This is a genomic window from Pseudomonas sp., assembly GCF_032058845.1.
Lineage (GTDB): Bacteria > Pseudomonadota > Gammaproteobacteria > Pseudomonadales > Pseudomonadaceae > Aquipseudomonas.
Genome location: NZ_DAMCCR010000015.1, coordinates 22,266 through 42,457, shown reverse-complemented (window position 1 = coordinate 42,457; position 20,192 = coordinate 22,266). Strand labels below are relative to the sequence as shown.

At 63.6% G+C, this 20,192-nt stretch carries 16 protein-coding genes; 13 read left to right on the top strand and 3 right to left on the bottom strand.

Translation table 11 applies throughout. The features are described from left to right. Window positions 1-5: 5 nt before the first annotated feature. From murD to lpxC, 9 genes are all read left to right on the top strand, one after another. A complete protein-coding gene (gene murD, locus RT028_RS04960) occupies window positions 6-1,352 on the top strand; it encodes a UDP-N-acetylmuramoyl-L-alanine--D-glutamate ligase (RefSeq protein WP_312933072.1) in 1,347 nt (448 codons plus the stop codon). Next, a complete protein-coding gene (ftsW, locus tag RT028_RS04955) occupies window positions 1,349-2,563 on the top strand; it encodes a putative lipid II flippase FtsW (protein ID WP_409567166.1) in 1,215 nt (404 codons plus the stop codon). The genes murD and ftsW overlap by 4 nt, the downstream gene beginning before the upstream one ends. Further along, the gene (gene murG / locus RT028_RS04950; RefSeq protein WP_312933070.1) at window positions 2,553-3,632 is read left to right on the top strand and encodes an undecaprenyldiphospho-muramoylpentapeptide beta-N-acetylglucosaminyltransferase; all 1,080 of its coding nucleotides are present in this window, start codon (window positions 2,553-2,555) and stop codon (window positions 3,630-3,632) included. The genes ftsW and murG overlap by 11 nt, the downstream gene beginning before the upstream one ends. Continuing rightward, window positions 3,625-5,079 (top strand): UDP-N-acetylmuramate--L-alanine ligase, encoded by a 1,455-nt coding sequence (gene murC / locus RT028_RS04945; RefSeq protein WP_312933068.1) that lies wholly within the window; start codon window positions 3,625-3,627, stop codon window positions 5,077-5,079. Before murG ends, murC begins: the two co-directional genes overlap by 8 nt. Then, window positions 5,076-6,032 carry a D-alanine--D-alanine ligase gene (locus RT028_RS04940; protein WP_312933063.1) on the top strand — a complete coding sequence of 319 codons (957 nt, stop codon included), beginning with the start codon at window positions 5,076-5,078 and terminating at the stop codon, window positions 6,030-6,032. The genes murC and RT028_RS04940 overlap by 4 nt, the downstream gene beginning before the upstream one ends. A 6-nt stretch (window positions 6,033-6,038) precedes the next feature. Continuing rightward, the gene (locus tag RT028_RS04935; RefSeq protein WP_312933061.1) at window positions 6,039-6,908 is read left to right on the top strand and encodes a cell division protein FtsQ/DivIB; all 870 of its coding nucleotides are present in this window, start codon (window positions 6,039-6,041) and stop codon (window positions 6,906-6,908) included. A 14-nt stretch (window positions 6,909-6,922) separates the two neighbouring features. Further along, window positions 6,923-8,179: a cell division protein FtsA gene (gene ftsA, locus RT028_RS04930; protein WP_312933059.1), complete on the top strand. Its 1,257-nt coding sequence runs from the start codon at window positions 6,923-6,925 to the stop codon at window positions 8,177-8,179. Window positions 8,180-8,234: 55 nt separating this feature from the next. Next, window positions 8,235-9,437 carry a cell division protein FtsZ gene (gene ftsZ, locus RT028_RS04925; RefSeq protein ID WP_312933057.1) on the top strand — a complete coding sequence of 401 codons (1,203 nt, stop codon included), beginning with the start codon at window positions 8,235-8,237 and terminating at the stop codon, window positions 9,435-9,437. Between the two features lie 112 nt (window positions 9,438-9,549). Then, window positions 9,550-10,461, top strand: coding sequence for a UDP-3-O-acyl-N-acetylglucosamine deacetylase (gene lpxC / locus RT028_RS04920; protein ID WP_312933055.1), 912 nt, complete (start codon window positions 9,550-9,552; stop codon window positions 10,459-10,461). A gap of 184 nt (window positions 10,462-10,645) precedes the next feature. Here lpxC and RT028_RS04915 read toward each other — a convergent pair whose 3' ends face one another. Continuing rightward, a complete protein-coding gene (locus RT028_RS04915; RefSeq protein WP_312933054.1) occupies window positions 10,646-11,101 on the bottom strand; it encodes a DUF721 domain-containing protein in 456 nt (151 codons plus the stop codon). Between the two features lie 334 nt (window positions 11,102-11,435). On the opposite strand from RT028_RS04915, the gene secA reads away from it, so the two are divergent. The 4 genes from secA to RT028_RS04895 all read left to right on the top strand — a co-directional run bounded on the left by secA (window position 11,436) and on the right by RT028_RS04895 (window position 17,226). Continuing rightward, the gene (gene secA, locus RT028_RS04910; protein WP_312933052.1) at window positions 11,436-14,174 is read left to right on the top strand and encodes a preprotein translocase subunit SecA; all 2,739 of its coding nucleotides are present in this window, start codon (window positions 11,436-11,438) and stop codon (window positions 14,172-14,174) included. Window positions 14,175-14,322: 148 nt separating this feature from the next. Further along, window positions 14,323-15,540, top strand: coding sequence for a bifunctional glutamate N-acetyltransferase/amino-acid acetyltransferase ArgJ (argJ, locus tag RT028_RS04905; RefSeq protein ID WP_312933050.1), 1,218 nt, complete (start codon window positions 14,323-14,325; stop codon window positions 15,538-15,540). A gap of 109 nt (window positions 15,541-15,649) precedes the next feature. Next, window positions 15,650-16,282 carry a glutathione S-transferase gene (locus tag RT028_RS04900; RefSeq protein WP_312933049.1) on the top strand — a complete coding sequence of 211 codons (633 nt, stop codon included), beginning with the start codon at window positions 15,650-15,652 and terminating at the stop codon, window positions 16,280-16,282. After that, window positions 16,279-17,226, top strand: a complete 948-nt coding sequence (locus RT028_RS04895) for a Nudix family hydrolase (RefSeq protein WP_312933048.1) — start codon at window positions 16,279-16,281, stop codon at window positions 17,224-17,226. Before RT028_RS04900 ends, RT028_RS04895 begins: the two co-directional genes overlap by 4 nt. Before the next feature lie 303 nt (window positions 17,227-17,529). Here the strand turns inward: RT028_RS04895 and RT028_RS04890 are convergent, their stop codons facing one another. Both RT028_RS04890 and RT028_RS04885 read right to left on the bottom strand, forming a co-directional pair. Further along, a complete protein-coding gene (locus tag RT028_RS04890) occupies window positions 17,530-18,093 on the bottom strand; it encodes a cob(I)yrinic acid a,c-diamide adenosyltransferase (RefSeq protein ID WP_312933046.1) in 564 nt (187 codons plus the stop codon). 2 nt (window positions 18,094-18,095) lie between these two features. Continuing rightward, window positions 18,096-20,123 carry an ATP-binding protein gene (locus tag RT028_RS04885; protein ID WP_312933044.1) on the bottom strand — a complete coding sequence of 676 codons (2,028 nt, stop codon included), beginning with the start codon at window positions 20,121-20,123 and terminating at the stop codon, window positions 18,096-18,098. Window positions 20,124-20,192: the final 69 nt, after the last annotated feature.

Sequence of the window (20,192 nt, the reverse complement as noted above, 5' to 3'; positions counted from 1 at the left end):
ACAGCATGAGCCTGATCGCTTCCGACCAATTCCGCATCGTTGTCGGCCTCGGCAAGAGCGGCATGTCCCTGGTTCGCTTCCTGGCGAGCCGGGGCATCGCCTTTGCCGTGGCCGACACCCGTGCGCAGCCGCCAGAGCTGGAGACGCTGCGCCGCGATTACCCGCAGGTGGAAGTGCGCTGTGGCGAGCTGGACGTCGACTTCCTCTGCCGCGCCGATGAGCTGTATGTCAGCCCGGGGCTGGCCCTGGCCACGCCTGCACTGCAACAGGCCGCAGCGCGCGGTGTGCGCCTGTCTGGAGATATCGAGCTGTTCGCCCGCTACGCCAAGGCGCCCCTGGTCGCCATCACCGGCTCCAATGCGAAGAGCACCGTGACCACGCTGGTGGGCGAAATGGCGGTCAAGGCCGGCAAGCGCGTGGCCGTCGGTGGCAACCTGGGCACTCCCGCGCTGGACCTGCTGGACGATGCCGTCGAGCTGTACGTGCTGGAGCTGTCGAGTTTCCAGCTGGAAACCACCGATCAGCTCAACGCCAAGGTCGCAACGGTATTGAACATCAGCGAAGACCACATGGATCGCTACAGCGGGCTGCCGGCGTATCACCTGGCCAAGCACCGGATCTTCCGGGGTGCCGAGCAGGTGGTGGTCAACCGCAACGACGCGCTGAGCCGACCGCTGCCGGTGGCGGGGCAGACCTCGTGGAGCTTCGGCCTGAATGCTCCCGATTTCAGAGCCTTTGGCCTGCGTGAGCGCGACGGTGAGAAGTACCTCGCGTACGCGTTCGAATGCCTGATGCCGGTCCGCGAGTTGAAAGTCCGTGGCGCCCACAACCAGAGCAATGCCCTGGCGGCGCTGGCCCTGGGCCATGCGGTGGGGTTGCCGTTCGCACCGATGCTCGAGGCGCTGCGCGAATTCACCGGTCTGGTTCATCGCTGCCAATGGGTGCGCGAACGCAACGGTGTGCAGTGGTACGACGATTCCAAGGCCACCAACGTCGGGGCTGCGCTGGCCGCGATCGAAGGCCTCGGAGCCGATATCGACGGCAAGCTGGTGCTGATCGCGGGCGGCGATGGCAAAGGCGCGGATTTCGCGGCGCTGCGTGGGCCGGTTGCACGCTACTGCCGTGCGGTGGTGCTGCTGGGCCGTGATGCCGAGCGCCTGGCGCAGGCGCTGGGCAATGACGTCCCGCTGATTCATGTCGGCAGCCTCGATGAGGCGGTCGAGCAGTGCGCGGTGCATGCCGAGCCTGGCGATGCGGTGTTGCTCTCACCTGCCTGCGCGAGCCTCGACATGTTCAAGAATTTTGAAGAGCGCGGGCGCCTGTTCGCCCACGCCGCTCGGAGGCTGGCATGATCTTCGGCATCATCAAGCCCTACCCGTCGCCGCTGATCAGCGGCCGTGGCATCGATCTGGACTTCGCCTTCCTGGCAGGCTGCATGGCCCTGCTGGGCCTGGGCCTGGTAATGATTACCTCAGCCTCGTCCGAAGTGGCCGCCGTGCAGTCGGGCAATCCGCTCTACCACATGTTCCGCCACCTCATTTACGTGGCGCTCGGCCTTGTGGCCTGCGGCATGACCATGCTGGTGCCCATCGCCACCTGGCAGCGCATGGGCTTCACCATGCTGGTCGGCGCCTTCGCCTTGCTGGTGCTGGTACTGGTGCCGGGCATCGGCCGTGAAGTGAACGGTTCGATGCGCTGGATCGGTTTCAGCTTCTTCAACGTTCAGCCGTCCGAGATCGCCAAGGTGTTCGTGGTGATCTACCTCGCCGGTTATCTGGTGCGTCGCCAACAGGAAGTGCGCGAGAGCTGGATGGGCTTCTTCAAGCCCTTCATCGTGTTGTTGCCGATGGCCGGCCTGCTGCTGATGGAACCTGACTTCGGCGCTACGGTGGTGATGATGGGCGCGGCAGCGGCCATGCTGTTCCTGGGCGGGGTGGGGCTGTTCCGCTTCAGCCTGATGGTGGTGCTGGCGGTGGTTGCAGTGTTCGTGCTGGTGCAGGCGCAGCCTTACCGGATGGCGCGACTCATCACCTTTACCGACCCCTGGTCGGACCAGTTCGGTTCCGGCTACCAGCTGACCCAGGCGCTGATTGCCTTCGGCCGTGGTGAATGGCTTGGCGTAGGCCTGGGCAACAGCGTGCAGAAGCAGTTCTACCTGCCCGAGGCCCACACCGACTTCGTGTTCTCGGTACTGGCCGAAGAGCTGGGCGTGGTCGGCACCTTGTGCACCGTCGCGCTGTTCGTGTTCGTCACTGTACGTGCGCTGTACATCGGCCTGTGGGCCGAGAAAGCCAAGCAGTTCTTTGCGGCCTACATGGCCTTCGGCCTGGCTTTCCTGTGGATCGGCCAGTTCCTGATCAACATTGGCGTGAACGTCGGCCTGTTGCCAACCAAGGGCCTGACCTTGCCGTTCCTCAGCTACGGGGGCAGCTCGCTGGTGATCTGCTGCGCCTGCGTGGGCTTGCTGCTGCGCATCGAGTGGGAGAGCCGAACCCACCTGGGCAGCGAAGAACATGAATTCAACGAGAACGATTTTGCCGAGGAGCCTGCCCATGGCCGCTGACGGCAAGAACGTCCTGATCATGGCCGGTGGTACTGGCGGCCATGTCTTCCCTGCACTGGCCTGCGCCCGCGAGTTCCAGGCACGTGGCTACACGGTGCACTGGCTGGGCACCCCACGGGGCATCGAGAACGAGCTGGTGCCCCAGGCGGGCATCGCGCTGCACTTGATTCAGGTCAGCGGGCTGCGCGGCAAAGGCAAGCTGTCGCTGCTCAAGGCCCCGTTGACGTTGATCAAGGCCGTGCTGCAGGCGCGGCGCATCATGCGTGAACTGCAGCCGGTCTGCGTGCTGGGCTTCGGCGGCTACGTGACCGGCCCGGGTGGCGTCGCCGCACGCCTGTGCGGGGTGCCACTGGTGATTCATGAACAGAACGCCCGGGCCGGTACTGCCAACCGCTTGCTGGTACCGATGGCGGCACGCGTCTGTGAAGCCTTCCCGGAGACGTTCCCAGCCAGTGCGAAGCGTCGCACCACGGGTAATCCGGTGCGTCCTGAACTGTTCCTGCATGCCCCGCGTGAACCGCTGACGGCGCGCCGCGCCCGGCTGCTGGTGCTCGGCGGAAGCCTGGGCGCGGAACCCTTGAACACATTGTTGCCTAAGGCCCTGTCTGAAGTGCCTGCCGGCCTGCGTCCGGAGGTGTTTCACCAGGCCGGCAAGCAGCACGCGGAGGTCACTAGCCAGCGCTATCACGAGGTTGGCGTCACGGCTCAGGTCGAGCCCTTCATCAAAGACATGGCCCATGCCTATGGCTGGGCAGACCTGGTGGTCTGCCGGGCGGGTGCGTTGACCGTCAGCGAGCTGGCCGCAGCGGGCCTGCCGTCGCTGCTGGTGCCCTTGCCCCATGCGATCGACGATCACCAGACCCACAACGCTCACTACTTGGCGCAGGACGGCGCGGCCTTCCTGCTGCCACAAGCGACAACTGGCGCAGCGCAGCTCGCTGAACGCCTGAATGAGGTGCTGATGCAACCCGAGAAACTCCACGCCATGGCCGACACTGCCCGTCGCCTGGCCAAACCCGCAGCAACCAGCACCGTGGTCGATATCTGTCTGGAGGTGGCCCATGGTTGATAGCCAGAGCGCCATGCCTCATCCGAAAATGGGCCGCATCCGGCGCATCCACTTCGTCGGTATCGGCGGTGTGGGCATGTGCGGGATCGCAGAGGTGCTGTTGAACCTGGGGTACCAGGTATCGGGCTCCGACCTCAAGTCTTCGCCAGTGACCGAGCGGCTGCAGTCGTTCGGCGCGGAAATCTTCGTCGGCCATCGCGCCGAGAACGCGGTGGCTGCCGATGTGCTGGTGGTCTCCAGTGCCATCAATCCGGCCAACCCCGAAGTGGCGACGGCGCTGGAGCGGCGTATTCCGGTGGTGCCACGTGCTGAAATGCTCGCCGAGCTGATGCGCTACCGCCATGGCATCGCAGTGGCTGGCACCCATGGCAAGACGACCACCACCAGCCTGCTGGCCTCGGTGTTCGCGGCCGGTGGCCTCGACCCGACGTTCGTCATCGGTGGCCGCCTGACCGCTGCCGGCACCAATGCCCAGCTCGGCACCAGCCGTTACCTGATCGCCGAGGCCGACGAGAGCGACGCCAGCTTCCTGCACCTGCAACCGATGGTCGCGGTCGTCACCAACATCGACGCCGACCACATGGCCACCTACGAAGGCGACTTCAACAAGCTGAAGAAGACCTTCGTCGAGTTTCTGCACAACCTGCCGTTCTATGGCCTGGCCGTCATGTGCCTGGACGATCCGGTGGTGCGTGAAATCCTTCCGCAGGTCAAGCGCCCAACCGTCACCTACGGCTTCAGTGACGAGGCGGACATCCGCGCCATCAATGTGCGCCAGCAGGGCATGCAGACCCACTTCACCGTGCTGCGCCGCGACCTTGCGCCGCTCGAGGTGTCGGTGAACATGCCAGGCAATCACAACGTGCTCAATGCACTGGCCACCATCGCCATTGCCACCGATGAAGGCATCAGCGACGAGGCCATCGTTCAGGGCCTGTCGTGCTTCCAGGGTGTGGGTCGACGCTTCCAGGTCTATGGCGAGCTGCCCGTGGACGGCGGCAGCGTGATGCTGGTCGACGACTATGGCCATCATCCGACCGAGGTGGCGGCAGTGATCAAGGCGGTGCGCGGTGGCTGGCCGAGCCGTCGCCTGGTGATCGTCTACCAACCGCACCGTTACAGCCGTACCCGCGACTTGTACGACGATTTCGTGCAGGTGCTGGGCGATGCCAACGTGCTACTGCTGATGGAGGTCTACCCCGCTGGCGAAGAGCCGATTCCGGGTGCCGACAGCCGCCAGCTGTGCCACAGCATTCGTCAGCGCGGCAAGCTCGACCCGATCTACATCGAACGCGGCGCCGAGCTGGCGCCGCTGGTCAAGCCCCTGCTGCGCGCGGGTGACATCCTTATCTGCCAGGGGGCCGGCGACGTCGGCGGCCTGGCACCACAGCTGATGAAAAGCCCGCTGTTCGCGGGTGCCAAGCCCCAGCAGGAGACGTTGAAATGAGCAGCGCCTACGACAAGCTGCACGCCAGCGTCGATCCCAAGGCTTTTGGCCGTGTCGCTGTGCTGTACGGCGGCAAGAGCGCCGAGCGTGAGGTTTCGCTGAAGTCGGGCAATGCCGTGCTGGGCGCGCTGCGTGAAGCAGGTGTCGACGTGGTGGGCATCGACGTCGGCGACGACCTGCTGCAGCGCCTGCTCAGCGAGAAGATCGACCGTGCCTTCATCATTCTGCACGGCCGTGGCGGTGAAGACGGCAGCATGCAGGGCCTGCTGGAGTGCCTGGGCATTCCCTACACCGGCAGCGGCATCCTGGCGTCGGCGCTGGCGATGGACAAGCTGCGCACCAAGCAGGTGTGGCAGAGCCTGGGTATTCCGACTCCGCTGCATGCGGTACTGGCCAGCGAAAACGATTGTATTCGCGCCGCCACGGAACTGGGCTTCCCGCTGATCGTCAAACCCGCCCATGAAGGTTCAAGTATCGGTATGGCCAAGGTGAACAGCGCGCAAGAGCTGGTCGCTGCCTGGCAAGACGCCGCTCGTTACGATTCCCAGGTCCTTGTCGAACAATGGATTCATGGTCCCGAATTCACTGTCGCGGTTTTGCGCGGCCAGGTGCTGCCGCCGATCGCCCTCGGTACGCCTCATGTCTTCTACGACTACGACGCCAAATACGTCGCCAATGACACCCAATACCGCATCCCGTGTGGCCTCGAGGCCGCGCGTGAGCAAGAACTGATCGACCTGACTGCGCGTGCCTGCGATGCCATCGGCATTGAAGGCTGGGCGCGGCTGGACGTGATGCAGGACGAGCAGGGCCGGTTCTGGCTGCTTGAAGTCAACACCGCACCAGGCATGACCGATCATAGCCTGGTACCCATGGCGGCCCGCGCGGCTGGCCTGGACTTCCAGCAGTTGGTGCTGGCGATCCTGGCCGCAAGCGTCGAGACGCGAGGTTAACGAGCCATGCAAGGCGCGATGGTACGTCATCAGCAACCCGCCCCCGGCCGCAGCAAGCCGGTGCCGCGTGGTGCCAGCCGGCTGGAGGCCACCGAGCCGATGTCGGCGCGACTGCCCAAGGCCAGTTTCTCTGGCCTCAAGCGCCTGCTCTGGCCCGTGTTGCTGGTCGTGGCAGGCTACGGCGCTTACGAGGGCGCGATTCGCCTGATGCCCTATGCCGACCGCCCGATCAGCAAGATCGCCGTGCAGGGCGACCTCAGCTACATCAGCCAGCAGGCGGTGCAGCAGCGCATTGCGCCGTTCGTGGCGGCGAGCTTCTTCAGTGTCGACCTCACGGCGATGCGCATGGAGCTCGAAACCATGCCCTGGATCGCCCATGCCGAGGTGCGTCGGGTCTGGCCTGACGAGGTAGTGGTGCGCCTGGAAGAGCAATTGCCTGTCGCCCGCTGGGGCGATGCGGCCCTGCTCAACAACCAGGGCCAGGCGTTCACCCCGCGCGAGCTGTCCAACTACGAGCATCTGCCGCAGTTGGCCGGGCCGCAACGGGCACAGCAACAAGTGATGCAGCAGTACCAGGTCCTGAGCCAGATGCTGCGCCCCCTCGGCTTCTCCATCGCGCGGCTCGAACTGCGCGAGCGGGGCAGCTGGTTCCTGACCACCGGAGCCGTTGGCTCGGGGCCGGGGATCGAGCTGTTGCTGGGGCGTGACCATCTGCTGGAAAAGATGCGCCGTTTCATTGCCATATACGACAAGACACTCAAAGAGCAGATCAACAACATCGCCCGCATTGATCTGCGCTACGCCAACGGCCTGGCCGTTGGCTGGCGGGAACCGATTGCACCGACGACGGCCCAACCCGCCGTCGCGAAGAATTAGAGAGAGGCAGGACCATGGCAAACGCGCAGAGCGGCAAGATGATCGTTGGGTTGGACATTGGCACCTCCAAGGTGGTGGCGCTGGTGGGTGAAGTCGCGGCTGACGGCACCTTGGAGATCGTGGGCATCGGCACCCACCCGTCACGCGGCCTGAAGAAAGGCGTGGTGGTCAACATCGAATCGACGGTGCAGTCGATCCAGCGTGCCGTTGAAGAAGCGCAGCTGATGGCAGGCTGCCGGATTCACTCGGCGTTCGTCGGGGTGGCCGGCAATCATATCCGCAGCCTCAACTCCCATGGCATCGTCGCCATTCGCGACCGCGAAGTCAGCATCGCCGACCTGGAGCGGGTACTCGACGCGGCCCAGGCCGTGGCGATCCCTGCCGACCAGCGTGTGTTGCACACCTTGCCGCAGGATTACGTGATCGATAACCAGGAAGGCGTTCGCGAGCCGCTGGGCATGTCGGGCGTACGTCTGGAAGCCAAGGTCCACGTGGTCACCTGCGCCGTCAATGCCGCGCAGAACATCGAAAAATGCGTGCGCCGCTGCGGTCTGGAAATCGACGACATCATTCTCGAGCAGTTGGCCTCGGCCTACGCCGTGCTGACCGACGACGAGAAAGAGCTGGGCGTGTGCATTGTCGACATCGGCGGCGGTACGACCGATATCGCGATCTTCACCGAGGGCGCCATCCGCCACACCGCCGTGATCCCGATCGCCGGCGACCAGGTCACCAATGACATCGCCATGGCCTTGCGTACCCCGACCCAGTACGCCGAAGAAATCAAGATTCGTTATGCCTGTGCCCTGGCCAAGCTGGCCGGTGCGGGCGAGACCATCAAGGTACCGAGCGTCGGCGACCGTCCGCCGCGCGAGCTGTCTCGCCAGGCCCTGGCCGAGGTGGTCGAGCCGCGTTACGACGAACTGTTCACGCTGATCCAGGCCGAGCTGCGTCGCAGTGGCTACGAAGACCTGATCCCGGCAGGCATCGTCCTGACCGGCGGCACCGCGAAAATGGAAGGCGCCGTTGAACTGGCCGAGGAAATCTTCCACATGCCGGTACGCCTGGGCGTACCGCACAGCGTTCGGGGCCTGAGCGATGTCATTCGCAACCCGATCTATTCCACCGGCGTCGGCCTGCTCACCTACGGCCTGCACAAGCAGACCGATGACATGCCGCTGTCCGGTAACAGCAACAACAACAGCTATGGCGATGAACCTAAAGCCCCAGTGCTCGAACGCTTGAAGCGCTGGGTGCAGGGCAACTTCTAAGTTTCAAAGCAGTAGTGGTAGGCGCAACAACTAGAGAACTGTAAGGAGAGGGAAAATGTTCGAGCTCGTAGACAACGTCCCGCAAAGCCCGGTCATCAAAGTGATCGGCGTCGGTGGTGGTGGTGGCAACGCCGTCAACCACATGGTCAAAAGCAGCATCGAAGGCGTTGAGTTCATCTGCGCCAACACCGATGCCCAGGCGCTCAAAAGCATTGGCGCGCGCACCATCCTGCAATTGGGGACTGGCGTCACCAAAGGCCTGGGTGCGGGTGCCAATCCGGAAGTCGGTCGCCAGGCCGCGCTGGAAGACCGAGAGCGTATCGCCGAGGTGCTGCAGGGCACCAACATGGTGTTCATCACCACCGGCATGGGTGGCGGTACCGGTACCGGTGCGGCGCCGATCATTGCCGAAGTGGCCAAGGAGATGGGCATCCTCACCGTTGCGGTGGTGACCCGTCCGTTCCCGTTCGAAGGCCGCAAGCGCATGCAGATCGCCGATGAAGGCATTCGCATGCTGGCTGAGAGCGTCGACTCGCTCATCACCATCCCGAACGAAAAACTGCTGACCATCCTCGGTAAGGACGCCAGCCTGCTGTCGGCCTTCGCCAAGGCGGATGACGTACTGGCCGGCGCCGTTCGCGGTATCTCCGACATCATCAAGCGTCCGGGCATGATCAACGTCGACTTCGCCGACGTGCGCACTGTGATGGGCGAGATGGGCATGGCGATGATGGGTACCGGCTGCGCCAGCGGTCCGAACCGTGCCCGTGAAGCCACCGAGGCGGCGATTCGCAACCCGTTGCTCGAAGACGTCAACCTGCAGGGCGCCCGCGGCATCCTGGTGAACATCACCGCAGGCCCCGACCTGTCGCTGGGTGAATACTCCGATGTGGGTAGCATCATCGAGGCGTTTGCCTCTGACCACGCCATGGTCAAGGTCGGCACCGTGATCGATCCGGACATGCGCGACGAACTGCACGTCACCGTTGTGGCCACTGGCCTGGGTGCGCGCATCGAGAAGCCGGTCAAGGTGGTCGACAACACGCTGCAGACTGCACAGGCGGTGTACGAATCGTCCAACCCTGCGCCGGCCAGCCGTACTGCCGAGAAAGCCGAGGTCAACTACCGCGACCTGGAGCGTCCGACCGTCATGCGCAACCAGGCGCACGCCGGGGCCGCCGCAGCTGCCAAGCTGAACCCTCAGGATGACCTGGACTACCTGGACATTCCTGCTTTCCTACGTCGTCAGGCCGATTAATGGAATTTATCAGGGGTATAGGGGTGATTGGTATTCATCAAAGGTTGGCTCTGGTATTATTTCCAGCCTTTGTTGATACCAGTTCGCAATTAGCGCTGAAGCGGCCAATGCCATGATTAGACAACGCACCCTGAAGAACACCATCCGCGCCACCGGCATCGGTCTGCACTCCGGGGAGAAGGTCTACCTGACCCTCAAGCCTGCACCGATCGATTCCGGCATCGTCTTTCGTCGTGCCGATCTTGACCCTGTGGTCGAGATCGCGGCTCGTGCGGCCAACGTTGGCGAGACCACCATGTCCACCACGCTGGTCAACGGTGACGTCAAGGTCGATACCGTCGAGCACCTGTTGTCCGCCATGGCGGGTCTGGGCATCGATAACGCCTACGTCGAGCTCTCCGCCTCGGAAGTGCCGATCATGGATGGCAGCGCAGGTCCCTTTGTATTCCTGATTCAGTCCGCCGGTCTCGAAGAACAGGACGCACCCAAGAAGTTCATCCGCATCCTGCGCGAGGTGACTGTGGAAGAGGGCGACAAGCGCGCCACTTTCCTGCCTTTCGAAGGCTTCAAGGTGAGCTTCGAGATTGATTTCGACCACCCGGTACTGCGTAACCGTACCCAGAGCGCCAGTGTCGACTTCTCGAGCACTTCGTTCGTGAAGGAAGTCAGCCGCGCACGGACATTCGGTTTCATGCGTGACATCGAATACCTGCGCAAACATAACCTCGCGCTCGGCGGCAGTGTCGAGAACGCCATCGTGGTGGATGAGGACGGCGTGTTGAACGAAGACGGCCTTCGCTATGAAGACGAATTCGTCAAACACAAGATCCTCGATGCCATTGGTGATCTTTACCTGCTGGGCAACAGCCTGATCGGCGAGTTCAAGGGCTACAAGTCCGGCCACTCGTTGAACAACCAGCTGTTGCGCAAGCTGATTGCCGAAACAGACGCTTGGGAAGTGGTCGTTTTCGAGGATGCCAGTACGGCACCGATCTCCTACATGCGCCCTGTTGCAGCCGTGTAAGTTCGAACACTCTCTAGTTCATTGAGGCCACCTTCGGGTGGCCTTTTTATTGGCACTTGAATAGAGGTCTGCAGCAAATAAAGGGCGCGAGACGGGGTTATCGCTTAATGCCAGTCAGTTAAGCGATTTGGGCTGCAAAGCAGCCCCAGTGACGACGAAGCGGATCGACTCACTGGCATCAGGGTCATGCCCTGTTCTTGCCATGCGCAGCCAGTCGTTCGAGGGCTGCGCGCAAGTTCGGATCGGTGATGCCTTGCGCTGATCCGCGAATGCTTTCGGCAGCGATGGTCGAGAGTGCGGGTCCATGGCCTTGCGGCCTGGCGGCCACCAGCGGTGGCTGGACCTTGAACAGGATGCGGCTCAAGTTGGCGAACGCCTCAAGCGTCTGCAGTTGTCGCTGCAGGCGCTTCTGCTGATACCGCAAACGCGTGGCCCAGTGGCCATCGGTGACGATCAGCAACAATACGCCGTCGCGCCACGATGCAATGTGGCAATGTGCGCGCGCAGCCGGCTGCAACTGGCTCTCCAGCAGGCGCTGCAAGTGCGCGATACGTTCGGCCTGGCTGAGCAGGCGGCGCAGTGGACGGGCCTGGCGTAGCAGGGCGGCAGGCGGCAGTGCGGAGGAGGGCTTGTAGGCCATGGAGGATGCCAAGCGTTGCGGGGTGCCTAGTCTAGCAGACGCACGATGCAGTGCCGTTGTGGTCAATGTTCGACGCGTGGCTGAACAGATTCAGCCATCGTTGAAACTTGACCTGGATCAGGGCCGCCAGCTTTCATGTTGTAGTGCCTTGAACTTGGCAATAATGACCTTATGTTACAAACGCCCCTGCCAAAGCGCTGTGCCAGCATCGTGGACATCCACCACTTTCCTCACCATCGTTTCCGGGTAGAATGCTCGTTCGCATGCGGCCTCTGGCTGCACGGGCGACTCACGGGGCCGCCCTCCATTCCCACGTGTGGAAGATCCTGCCTATATGTTTGCGCCTTTGTTAAAGAAACTTTTTGGAAGCAAGAACGAGCGTGAAGTCAAACGCATGCTCAAGACGGTCACTACCGTCAATGCCTTCGAAGAGAAAATGGTCGCCCTCTCCGACGAGCAGCTGCGCGCCAAGACCGCAGAGTTCAAAGAGCGCCTGGCCAAAGGCGAGACGCTTGATCAACTGCTGCCTGAAGCCTTTGCCGTGGCCCGTGAAGCCGGTAAACGCGTGATGGGCATGCGTCACTTCGACGTCCAGCTGATCGGCGGCATGACCTTGCACGAAGGCATGATTGCAGAAATGCGTACCGGTGAAGGCAAGACCCTGGTCGGCACCCTGGCCGTGTACCTGAATGCGCTGTCCGGCAAAGGCGTGCACGTGGTCACGGTCAACGACTACCTGGCCACCCGCGACGCCAACTGGATGCGCCCGCTGTACGAGTTCCTTGGCCTGTCGGTGGGGATCGTTTCGGCGTTCCAGCCACCTGAAGTCAAGCGCCAGGCCTACAGCGCCGACATCACCTACGGCACCAACAACGAATTCGGTTTCGACTACCTGCGCGACAACATGGCGTTCAGCCAGGAAGAGAAATTCCAGCGCGAACTCAACTTCGCCGTGATCGACGAAGTCGACTCGATCCTCATCGACGAAGCGCGCACCCCGCTGATCATCTCGGGCCAGGCCGAAGACAGCTCCAAGCTGTACATCGAAATCAACCGCCTGATCCCGACCCTGACCCAGCACATCGAAGAAGTCGAAGGCCAGGTCACTCAGGAAGGTCACTACACCATCGATGAGAAGACCCGTCAGGTCGAACTCAACGAATCCGGTCACCAGTTCATCGAAGAAATGCTCACTCAGGCCGGCCTGCTGGCCGAGGGTGAGAGCCTGTATTCGGCGCACAACCTGGGCCTGTTGACCCACGTCTACGCCGGTCTGCGCGCGCACAAGCTGTTCCACCGCAACGTCGAGTACATCGTGCAAGACGGCCAGGTACTGCTGATCGACGAACACACCGGCCGTACCATGCCCGGTCGTCGTCTGTCCGAAGGCCTGCACCAGGCCATCGAAGCGAAGGAAAACCTGAACATCCAGGCCGAAAGCCAGACCCTGGCGTCGACCACCTTCCAGAACTACTTCCGCCTCTACAACAAGCTGTCCGGCATGACCGGTACCGCTGACACCGAAGCGTTCGAGTTCGCCCAGATCTACCAGCTCAACGTGATGGTGATTCCGCCGAACAAGCCGCTGGCACGTAAAGACTTCAACGACCTCGTCTACCTGACCGCCGAGGAGAAGTACAAGGCCATCATCGCTGACATTCGCGAGAGCATGGCCCAAGGCCGTCCGGTGCTGGTCGGTACCGCCACCATCGAAACCTCCGAGCACATGTCGCGCCTGCTGACCGAGGAAGGCATCGAGCACAAGGTACTGAACGCCAAGTACCATGAAAAAGAAGCCGAGATCATCGCCCAGGCCGGTCGCCCAGGCGCGCTGACCATCGCCACCAACATGGCCGGTCGCGGTACCGACATTCTGCTGGGCGGTAACTGGGAAGCCGAAGTGGCCGCCCTGGACGACCCGTCTGCCGAGCAGATCGCCCATATCAAGGCCGACTGGCACAAGCGTCACCAGCAGGTCATCGAGACCGGCGGCCTGCACGTGATCGCCTCCGAGCGCCATGAGTCGCGCCGGATCGACAACCAGTTGCGCGGCCGTTCCGGTCGTCAGGGTGACCCGGGTTCCAGCCGTTTCTACCTGTCGCTGGAAGACAGCCTGATGCGCATCTTCGCCTCGGACCGGGTGAAGAACTTCATGAAGGCCCTGGGCATGCAGTCCGGCGAGGCCATCGAGCACCGCATGGTCACCAATGCCATCGAGAAGGCTCAGCGCAAGGTCGAGGGCCGCAACTTCGACATTCGCAAGCAGTTGCTCGAATACGATGACGTGGCCAACGAGCAGCGCAAAGTGATCTACCACATGCGTAACAGCTTGCTGGCGGCCGAGAACATCGGCGAAACCATCATCGCGTTCCGCCAGGAAGTACTCGACGCCACCATCACCCAGCACATCCCGCCGCAGTCGTTGCCCGAGCAGTGGGACGTGGCCGGTCTGGAAGCGTCGTTGTCCAGCGACTTCGGCATGAAGCTGCCGATTCAGCAATGGCTCGACGAGGACGATCACCTCTACGAAGAAACCCTGCGCGAGAAGCTGCTGGCCGAAATCACCACGGCCTACACCGAGAAAGAAGACCAGGCAGGCGAAGAAGCACTGCGCTCGTTCGAGAAACAGATTCTGCTGCGCGTGCTGGACGATCTGTGGAAAGACCACCTGTCGACCATGGATCACCTGCGTCACGGTATCCACTTGCGCGGTTACGCGCAGAAGAACCCGAAGCAGGAATACAAGCGCGAGTCGTTCACCCTGTTCCGCGAGCTGCTCGATTCGATCAAGCGCGACGCCATCCGTGTACTGTCGCACGTACAGGTTCGTCGCGAAGATCCGGAAGAGGAAGAAGCACGTCTGCGTCGCGATGCCGAAGAACTGGCCAGCCGCATGCAGTTCGAACATGCTCCAGCGCCAGGGCTCGATGTGGATCCCGAACTGATCGAAGAGCAGGCCGAGGTGGAGGTGTCTGCCGCGCCTGTGCGCAATGACCAGAAGTTGGGCCGTAACGAGCCGTGCTGGTGTGGCTCGGGCAAGAAGTTCAAGCACTGCCACGGTCAGATCGAGTAACCCGGGCCACGTGCCCACCCCAGGTCAGGTGCAGCATCTGACCTGGTCACCGATTTACCGGGGCCGCTCAGCGGCCCTGGTCTTTTCTACCCCGTTGCGCCATCGACGGCGCATCACGACCCCTCATATTTTGTCTAGGAGCGCTCACATGGCTGTCGGTCTCGGTCCTTTGCCCACCCTGCACCCGGTTCCCGGTTTCGAACTCGGCATCGCTTCGGCGGGCATCAAGCGTCCAGGGCGCAAGGACGTGGTGGTGATGCGCTGCGCCGAAGGCTCCAGCGTCGCGGGGGTGTTCACCCTCAACGCCTTCTGCGCCGCACCCGTGATCCTCTGCCGCCAGCGCGTGCAGGGCAGCGTCCGCTACCTGCTGACCAACACCGGCAATGCCAACGCCGGTACCGGCGCACCGGGCCTGGCCGCTGCCGAGCGCACGTGCGCCAAGCTGGCCGAGCTGACCGGCGTCGACGCTACTGCCGTGTTGCCATTCTCCACCGGCGTGATCGGCGAGCCCCTGCCCGTCGAGAAGATCGAAGGCGCCCTGCAAGCGGCGCTGGACGACCTCAGTGAAGACAACTGGGCCACTGCCGCCACCGGCATCATGACCACCGACACCCTGCCCAAGGGCGCCAGCCGTCAGTTCCAGTTCAATGGCCAGACCATCACCGTCACCGGTATCAGCAAGGGCGCCGGCATGATCCGGCCGAACATGGCCACCATGCTTGGCTACATCGCCACCGATGCCAAGGTTGCCCCGGCGGTGCTCAAGGACCTGATCCTCGACGGCGCCAACAAGTCGTTCAACCGCATCACCATCGATGGCGACACCTCCACCAACGACTGCTGCATGCTGATCGCCACCGGCAAGGCCGACGTTCCGGAGATCACCGAGGCGTCGGGCGCGCTGTTCGACGCGCTGAAAGCAGCGGTATTCGAGGTGTGCATGGAGGTGGCCCAGGCCATCGTGCGTGACGGTGAGGGCGCGACCAAGTTCGTGACCGTGCAGGTCAACGGCGGTGGCAATCATCAGGAATGCCTGGACGTCGGCTATGCCGTCGCACACTCGCCACTGATCAAGACAGCGCTGTTTGCCTCGGATCCCAACTGGGGTCGCATCCTCGCGGCCGTGGGCCGTGCTGGCGTGCCGGAGCTGGATGTCAGTCTGATCGACGTCTATCTGGGCGAGGTGTGCATCGCCAGCCAGGGCGGGCGTAGTGCCAGCTACACCGAAGAGCAGGGTTCAGCAGTGATGGCCGAGGCCGAAATCGGCATCCGCATCGAGCTGGGCCGTGGCACGTGCAGCGAGACGATCTGGACCACCGACCTGTCCCACGAGTACGTCAAGATCAACGCCGAGTACCGCACCTGATCCAACCCTGCCTGCCGCTTGCGCGTGGTCCGCGCACGCGGCACCTGGCGCCCTGGGAGGCTCGCAGACGCCTTCGGGTGCTGACATTGCCTCTGCACGGAGCCCTACCATGAGCTATCACCTGATCATCGGCGACAAGCGTTATTCCTCCTGGTCGCTGCGCGCGGCTCTGGCCCTTGACCTGGCCGGCGTCGGCTACGACGAAACCCTGATCAAGCTCAAGCAGGCCGACACCCGCGCGCGCCTTCTCGAGCAGTCGGCCACCGGCCTGGTGCCGTTGCTCAAGACCGAACACGGCACCATTGCCGACACCCTGGCCATCGCCGAATACCTCGCTGAACAGCATCCAGAGGCGCATCTGTGGCCCCAGGACATTGCTGCCCGCGCCCAGGCGCGGTCGGTGTGCGCGCAGATGCACAGCGGTTTTGCAGCGCTGCGCGGGGCGATGCCATTCGATGTCAGTCGTGATGAGGCGCTGACGCCCATGCCCTCGGACGTGCAGGCCGATATCGACCGTATCATCGCGTTGTGGTCCGAGTGTCTGTTGGCGGCAAAAGCAACGGGGCCGTACCTGTTCGGCCCGTTGAGCCTGGCCGATGCCTATTTCGCGCCCGTGGCCGTGCGTTTGCGCACCTACCGCGTCGAGGTGCCACGCCCTATCACCTCCTACATCGATGCCCTCTACGCCTGGCCGGCGTTCCAGGCCTGGGAGCAGGCGGGGCTGGCGGAGTGCGCGCGGTGAGCCGGGTCCATGTGGTGGCGGCGGTGATTCGTCGGTCAGACGGTCAGGTGCTGTTGGCACAGCGCACGGCGCACCAGCATCAGGGCGGCCTGTGGGAGTTTCCCGGGGGCAAGGTGGAAGCGGGGGAGGCGGTCGAGGCGGCGCTGGCACGTGAGTTGCGCGAAGAGCTGGGCATCGAGGTGCTGGCCTCGCGACCCTTGATCAGGGTCAGCCATGACTACCCCGACAAGCAGGTGTTGCTGGACGTTCATGAAGTCAGCCGCTTTACCGGCGAGCCCCACGGCGCCGAAGGCCAGCCGCTGGCCTGGGTGGCCCCGCGCGACCTGGCGCAGTACGACTTTCCCGAAGCGAACAAGCCCATCGTCGCGGCTGCGCGCCTGCCGGACCAGTACCTGATTACGCCGGGTGATGTCGAGTCGGGGCAACTGTTACGCGGCATCCGCCAGGCGATTGCCAATGGCATCGGACTGATTCAGCTGCGCGCACCTGACGGCTATGACCCGAAATATCGCGACATTGCCGTGGACGCCGTGGGGCTGTGTGCAGGCAAGGCGCAGTTGATGCTCAAAGGGCCGCTGGAGTGGCTCGGTGACTTCCCCGCCGCAGGCTGGCACCTGACAGCCGCGCAGTTGCGCAAGTACGCTGCCAAAGGCCGACCGTTCCCCGCCTCACGCTGGCTGGCAGCGTCCTGCCACACGGCCGAGGAATTGGCGCTGGCGGCGCAGATGGGTGTTGATTTCGTGACGCTATCGCCAGTGCAGCCGACCCAGACGCACCCAGACGCCACACCGCTGGGGTGGGATGAAACGCAGCGCCTGATCGCAGGCTTCAACCACCCCGTGTTCGTGCTCGGTGGTGTAGGCCCGCAGGCGCGGGAACAGGCCTGGCGGATCGGCGCACAGGGTGTGGCAGGGATTCGGGCGTTCTGGCCCGAAGTGGAGTAAGACGCCCTCGCTGAGCGGTGGTCTGAAACCAAGCGCGACCTGCGCGATTGGGCAGCACTGCCTTGCTCGCATGAGGCGTGGTCGCTGGACTGTCGCAGCAGGACTCATTGGGCGGCGACCTCATGTTTACCCGTCATTGTGGTCGCCTGGACAAGGCGGCTGCGCTGGCCATTGCGGCTGACCGGCGCTCCGGTTAGTCGCGATGGGCGGCAGAGCCGACCCAAGGCTGTCACCTCGATTACCCTGCCAGCACGCGATAACCGAACGGTGGAACCGTCATCAGGCCGCGCATCGGGTGGCGTCTCACTGCGGCCGCTTGGCCGCTTCCCATAGCACTTCATCGACCCCCTGGCGCCGCGCGATGATCCGCGATGCCACGAACAGCAAGTCCGACAACCGATTCAGGTAGGCCAACCCCACGGCGCCCAACGGCTCCAGCGCATTCAACTGCTGGCAGCGTCGCTCGGCCGTGCGCGCCTGGCTGCGGCAGACATGGGCCTGGGCGATCAGCGCCGAACCGCTGGGCAGGATGAAGTTCTTCAGCGGCCCCAGTTCCTCGTTCCAGTGATCGATGGCGGCTTCCAGGCGTTCCACTTCCACCGTATTCAGCGCCTGATAGCTCGGCATCGCCAGCTCGCCGCCCAGGTCGAACAAGCGGTGCTGACACGGCGCCAGCACCTCGCTGACCTCGCTCAGCGCCTGCTCGGCCAGGCCTGCCAGCAGCAGCCCCAACTGACTGTTGAGGGTATCCACCTCGCCGATGGCCTCGACCCGAGGGTGGTCCTTGGGCACGCGGCGGCCATCGCCGAGCCCGGTTTCGCCCGTGTCTCCGGTGCGCGTGTAGATCTTCGACAGGCGATAGCCCATGGTCATGACTCCGTGGTCAGCGACGGCGTGGCCGTCTGGTTCAAGGGCAGGCGCAGGGTAAAGCACGTGCCCTGGCCCGGCGTGGAGTGCACCTCCATCTGGCCCTTGTGGTTGTTGGTGATGATGAAATACGAGACCGACAGCCCGAGGCCCGTGCCCTGGCCGATGTCCTTGGTGGTGAAGAACGGCTCGAAGATACGCTTGCGCACGGCCTCGTCCATCCCCGTGCCGTTGTCTTCCAGCTGAATTTCCGCCCAGGGCGGACTGAGCCGGGTACGCACGATGATACGCCCGGGTTCCTTCGGCCGTTCGCGCTGGTGGATCGACTGCGCGGCGTTTTTCAGCAGGTTCAGCAAGACCTGCTCCAACTCGTTCGCCGTGCACGGCACGGGCCCCAGTAGCGGGTCGAATTCGCGCACGATGGCCTGGCCTTTGAAGTCGAAGCCCACGCTCAGGTCGAAGTCGTTGCCGGCGATGTCCACCGCTTGATCGATCAGCGCAGGGAGGTCGCAGGGCACCAGCTGGCGATTGCTCAAGCGGCTGAAACTGAGCATGTGGGTGACGATCCTGGCGGCGCGCCCTCCGGCCTGCTGAATGCCGTCGAGCAACTGCGGCACCTCGCGCGCGTGCAGGTACTGGTTGACCGACGCCAGATCGACGGCCAGGGCCTGGGCGGCCTCCTGATTGCGTGGGAGTTCGGCTGACAGGCGCCGGCGAATGTTCTGCACGTTATGCAGGATGGCGCCGAGGGGGTTGTTGATCTCGTGGGCCATGCCGGCGGCCAGGCCGCCGACCGACAGCATCTTCTCGGACTGCACCATCATTTCTTCGAGCGACAGGCGCTGGGTGATGTCGTCGATGCGGATCACCACGCCGCGCCCGCCACCGCCGGTCAATGGGTAGAAGGTCAGGGCGTAGTGGCGGGGGCTGTCGCTGCGGCCCCAGGTGACCCGTTCGATCTTCGCCACGCGATGCCGTTCGACACTGTCCCTGAGCTGCGACAGGAAGGGCTTGAGCGGCTCGAAGGCGAGAAAGATCGGCTGGTTGAGGGCTTCACCCAACGGCGTACCGGAGAGCGTCGTGGCTTCCTGGTTCCACTGCGTGACATACAGCTCTTCGTCCAGCGCGATCAGCGCCGAGGGCATCGAGTCGATGATGTTGTTGAGGTAATTCTGAAAGCCGGTGAGCTTCTTCTCGATCTTGCCGCGCACCTGCACTTCAAGCTCCAGCTTGCGGTTGGTATGCCGGGTTTCCTCGGCCAGGCCCTGGGCCTGGTCGAAGGCCGACTGAAATTCGTCACGCGCACGCTTGAGCTGCTGCTCGCGTGCCTCGATGCGCGAGAGCATGGTGTTGAACGCCTCGGCCAGGCTGCCGATTTCGTCATCGTTGCCGCGCTGGGCGCGCAAGGCATAGCTCTCTTCGCGGGTGACCTGGCGGCTGAGTTCTTCGAGCTGGTTGATCGGCCGGGTGATCAGCCGCTTGATCTGCCGCGCCACCAGCAGCCACAGCAGAATGCCCAGCACCAGAATCACCAGGCTGGCGCTGAGGGTGCCGGTATAGAACGCGCTGGGCAGCTCGCTGCTGGCCACCAGTAGCAGGTGCGCGGGCGGGCTGCCGGCGCGCGGCAGGCTGATCAGCTGGGTGCTGCGAAATTCCATGAGCCGCCAGGCGTCGATGTTGCGATAGCGGCGCGGCAGGGTCAGCGGCTCGCCATGTTGCAGTTGTGCGAGCATGCGCCCGTCGCTGCCATAGACCGCGGCGGCGCGCAGCGGCGAGTAGCTGTCCAGCGCTTCGAGCAGTTGCTCGGCCTGGGGCGTGCTGTCGCCAGCGCGAGTGGCCAGGGCCGGATTGCCGATCAGGCGGCCGATGGTCTGCAGGGCTTGCGGCGCCATGCTTTCCTGGGTGATCCAGTAGGCGGCGCTGATGAAGGTGAGGTTGGCGACCACCAGAATGGTGACCAGCAGCACCAGCAGGGCAGCGAACAGTTTCTGCCCGACCGGCAGATTGTCCAGGCGATGGCGCAGGTTCATGGGCGGGCGCAGTCCGTGTCAGATAAAGGGCTAAGGCTGGGTCGCAAAGGCGTCGATGTGCATTGGGCC

What these genes read in the sequence shown, in the direction of transcription:
- ftsW (WP_409567166.1), top strand. Translation starts at nt 1,349, where the DNA reads ATGATCTTCGGCATCATCAAGCCCTACCCGTCGCCGCTGATCAGCGGC.
- ftsA (WP_312933059.1), top strand. Translation starts at nt 6,923, where the DNA reads ATGGCAAACGCGCAGAGCGGCAAGATGATCGTTGGGTTGGACATTGGC.
- argJ (WP_312933050.1), top strand. Translation starts at nt 14,323, where the DNA reads ATGGCTGTCGGTCTCGGTCCTTTGCCCACCCTGCACCCGGTTCCCGGT.
- RT028_RS04940 (WP_312933063.1), top strand. Translation starts at nt 5,076, where the DNA reads ATGAGCAGCGCCTACGACAAGCTGCACGCCAGCGTCGATCCCAAGGCT.
- RT028_RS04935 (WP_312933061.1), top strand. Translation starts at nt 6,039, where the DNA reads ATGCAAGGCGCGATGGTACGTCATCAGCAACCCGCCCCCGGCCGCAGC.
- murD (WP_312933072.1), top strand. Translation starts at nt 6, where the DNA reads ATGAGCCTGATCGCTTCCGACCAATTCCGCATCGTTGTCGGCCTCGGC.
- murC (WP_312933068.1), top strand. Translation starts at nt 3,625, where the DNA reads ATGGTTGATAGCCAGAGCGCCATGCCTCATCCGAAAATGGGCCGCATC.
- RT028_RS04900 (WP_312933049.1), top strand. Translation starts at nt 15,650, where the DNA reads ATGAGCTATCACCTGATCATCGGCGACAAGCGTTATTCCTCCTGGTCG.
- lpxC (WP_312933055.1), top strand. Translation starts at nt 9,550, where the DNA reads ATGATTAGACAACGCACCCTGAAGAACACCATCCGCGCCACCGGCATC.
- RT028_RS04890 (WP_312933046.1), bottom strand. Translation starts at nt 18,093, where the DNA reads ATGGGCTATCGCCTGTCGAAGATCTACACGCGCACCGGAGACACGGGC.
- RT028_RS04885 (WP_312933044.1), bottom strand. Translation starts at nt 20,123, where the DNA reads ATGAACCTGCGCCATCGCCTGGACAATCTGCCGGTCGGGCAGAAACTG.
- ftsZ (WP_312933057.1), top strand. Translation starts at nt 8,235, where the DNA reads ATGTTCGAGCTCGTAGACAACGTCCCGCAAAGCCCGGTCATCAAAGTG.
- RT028_RS04915 (WP_312933054.1), bottom strand. Translation starts at nt 11,101, where the DNA reads ATGGCCTACAAGCCCTCCTCCGCACTGCCGCCTGCCGCCCTGCTACGC.
- murG (WP_312933070.1), top strand. Translation starts at nt 2,553, where the DNA reads ATGGCCGCTGACGGCAAGAACGTCCTGATCATGGCCGGTGGTACTGGC.
- secA (WP_312933052.1), top strand. Translation starts at nt 11,436, where the DNA reads ATGTTTGCGCCTTTGTTAAAGAAACTTTTTGGAAGCAAGAACGAGCGT.